At 41.0% G+C, this 2,844-nt stretch carries 2 protein-coding genes; one reads left to right on the forward strand and one right to left on the reverse strand.

From position 1 onward, the window contains the following. Positions 1–218: 218 nt before the first annotated feature. Positions 219–413: a hypothetical protein gene (locus FC65_RS09935; protein ID WP_010497036.1), complete on the reverse strand. Its 195-nt coding sequence runs from the start codon at positions 411–413 to the stop codon at positions 219–221. A 182-nt stretch (positions 414–595) separates the two neighbouring features. Between FC65_RS09935 and FC65_RS09940 the strand changes: the two genes are divergently transcribed. Beyond that, positions 596–2,818, forward strand: coding sequence for an ATP-dependent Clp protease ATP-binding subunit (locus tag FC65_RS09940; RefSeq protein WP_056972554.1), 2,223 nt, complete (start codon positions 596–598; stop codon positions 2,816–2,818). Positions 2,819–2,844: the final 26 nt, after the last annotated feature.

Genomic DNA, 2,844 nt, shown 5'->3' on the forward strand with positions numbered 1-2,844 from the left:
ACTTCCACCCACAAATACTTTACGCTAACTTGCTTTCCAATCATATGAGTTCACGCGATAAAGCGCTAAAATCAAAGGTTCTGCGTGTAGCTAATGTTTAAACAAGGTGCTACCCTATGCGATTGTATTTTCATAGTTTTTCATTAATTGAATTGAAAACTATCTTTTGCACAATTCATTTTCATCATATTAAACTACATCTTACAGATAAAATAATCTTATTCATGCTCCGATGTGTGATCATAGTGATAGACAGCTCCACCGCCGCGTTTAGCACTCCCCACAACTTTTTTGCGATGCGAATACTCCATCAAAACTTTTTGAAAGTCCATAAATTCGTCCGTATTGATCTCGAATTCCTCTAATTCACCCGAACGTATCTGCTCTAACATCTGCTGATAATCTTTGCTCATAACTGCCCCTTCTTTCCTTATTTAATTCCGAATGCAATTATAGCATGAAAAACAAATATTTTTCTAAGCGTATAGCTTGAAGTTTTCTCAGAACTTTGTATAATAAAACCATAAAGGTCAAAGAAGGTCAAATGATTTTTGACTTTCAAAACCTGATCTTACGAAAGGTCGTGAAAAAATATATGTTATGTCAAAATTGTCATCAGAACCCAGCAACGATCCATTTGACAACTAGTATCAACGGTCGGCAAACTTCGATCGATCTTTGCCAAAACTGTTATCAGAAGTTAAAAGATCAAGCTGGGAATAACGGTCGTTCTAGTTCCATGATGCAAGATCCATTTGGTTTTGGTAACCTAGACGACTTATTCCGAGCAATGTCTAGTGACCAACAAGGTGCACAAAGACAAGGACAAGTTCCGCCAACTCAAGCTGCTGGCGGTAATGGCCGCAATAACGGTAGCAATACGATCCTCGGTCAGTATGGCCTGGACCTTACTAATGAGGCTCAAAATGGCAGGATCGACCCAGTGATCGGTAGAGATAAAGAAATTGAGCGCGTGATCGAGATCTTAAACCGGCGAACAAAAAATAATCCAGTCTTGATCGGTGAAGCTGGTGTTGGTAAAACAGCTGTTGTTGAAGGCTTGGCCCAAAAAATTGTTGATAATGATGTTCCGCAAAAATTGCAAAATAAAAAAGTTGTCCGCTTAGATGTTGTTTCACTCGTTCAGGGCACGGGGATCCGTGGTCAGTTCGAAGAGCGGATGAAACAATTAATGGATGAATTGAAAAAAGAGAAGAATACGATCCTCTTTATTGATGAAATTCATGAGATCGTGGGTGCTGGCAATGCCGAAGGCGGTATGGACGCGGGTAACGTTTTGAAACCAGCCCTGGCTCGTGGCGAACTGCAATTGGTCGGTGCTACAACATTAAATGAATATCGGACGATTGAAAAAGATGCTGCCTTAGCTCGTCGTTTACAACCGATCCAAGTCGATGAACCTTCGGTTGAAGAAACGATCAAGATCTTGCAAGGGGTCAGTGGCAAATATGAAGATTATCATCACGTTAAGTTTTCTGAAAAATCTTTGGAAGCTGCAGCTACTCTATCAGACCGTTATATTCAAGACCGTTTCTTGCCTGATAAAGCAATTGACCTCTTGGATGAAGCCGGCTCGAAGAAAAACCTAACGATTCATACAGTTGATCCAGCAGTGATGGATGAAAAAATCAACAAGGCTGAAGAAGAAAAGCAGGCCGCTTTGAAAGCTGAGGACTATGAAAAAGCTGCTTACTATCGTGATCAAGTTTCCAAGTTCAATAAGATGAAGGAAAACTCGACGACTGATGAGTCGACTCCTGAGATCACTGAAAAAGATATGGAAAAGATCGTCGAAGAAAAAACAGACATTCCAGTTGGCGAATTAAAAGAAAAAGAGCAAACACAACTGAAGAATTTAGCAAATTCACTAGAACAGCATGTGATCGGGCAAGACCAAGCTGTGACGAAGGTTGCGCGGGCGATCCGGCGTAACCGGGTCGGCTTTAACAAATCCGGCCGTCCGATTGGTTCTTTCTTATTCGTTGGTCCAACCGGTGTTGGTAAAACTGAAACTGCTAAGCAATTAGCTCGTGAGTTATTCGGAACCGAAGATGCAATGATCCGCTTTGATATGAGTGAATATATGGAGAAATTCTCAGTTTCGAAACTGATTGGTTCACCGCCAGGATATGTTGGCTATGAAGAAGCTGGTCAATTAACCGAACAAGTTCGGCGTCACCCATACAGCTTGATTTTGTTGGATGAAGTTGAAAAGGCCCATCCGGATGTTTTGCACACATTCTTACAGATCTTAGATGATGGACGTTTAACAGATTCTCAGGGTCGGACAGTGTCCTTTAAGGATACGATCATCATCATGACTTCTAACGCCGGCAGTGGTGATTCTGTTTCTTCCGTAGGTTTTGGTGCTGAAGCTTCCGGTGAGACTCATTCAATTTTGAACAGCTTATCCAAATACTTCAAACCTGAATTCTTGAACCGTTTTGACGGTATCGTTGAATTTAATGCTTTATCCAAGGAGAATTTGCATCACATTGTTTCCTTAATGTTAGATGACGTTAACGAAATGTTGGCTGCTAAAGGGATCGAACTTCACGTTACTGGTCCAGTTGCTGATAAATTAGTTGACCTTGGTTATGACCCGAAGATGGGTGCACGTCCATTACGCCGTGTTATTCAAGAACAACTAGAAGATAAGATAGCTGATTATTATCTTGACAATCCTAACAATAAGAACTTATCTGCTCGACTTGAAGATGGCGTGATCAAGATCACTAAAAATGATGAGCCAGTCGAAAAGTCTGCTGAAGATAGCAGTTCCCATACAACTGACTAAAGGTTGAAAGTTGAAAAAGCACATTG

The sequence above is a fragment of the Ligilactobacillus acidipiscis DSM 15836 genome, from assembly GCF_001435755.1.
Lineage (GTDB): Bacteria > Bacillota > Bacilli > Lactobacillales > Lactobacillaceae > Ligilactobacillus > Ligilactobacillus acidipiscis.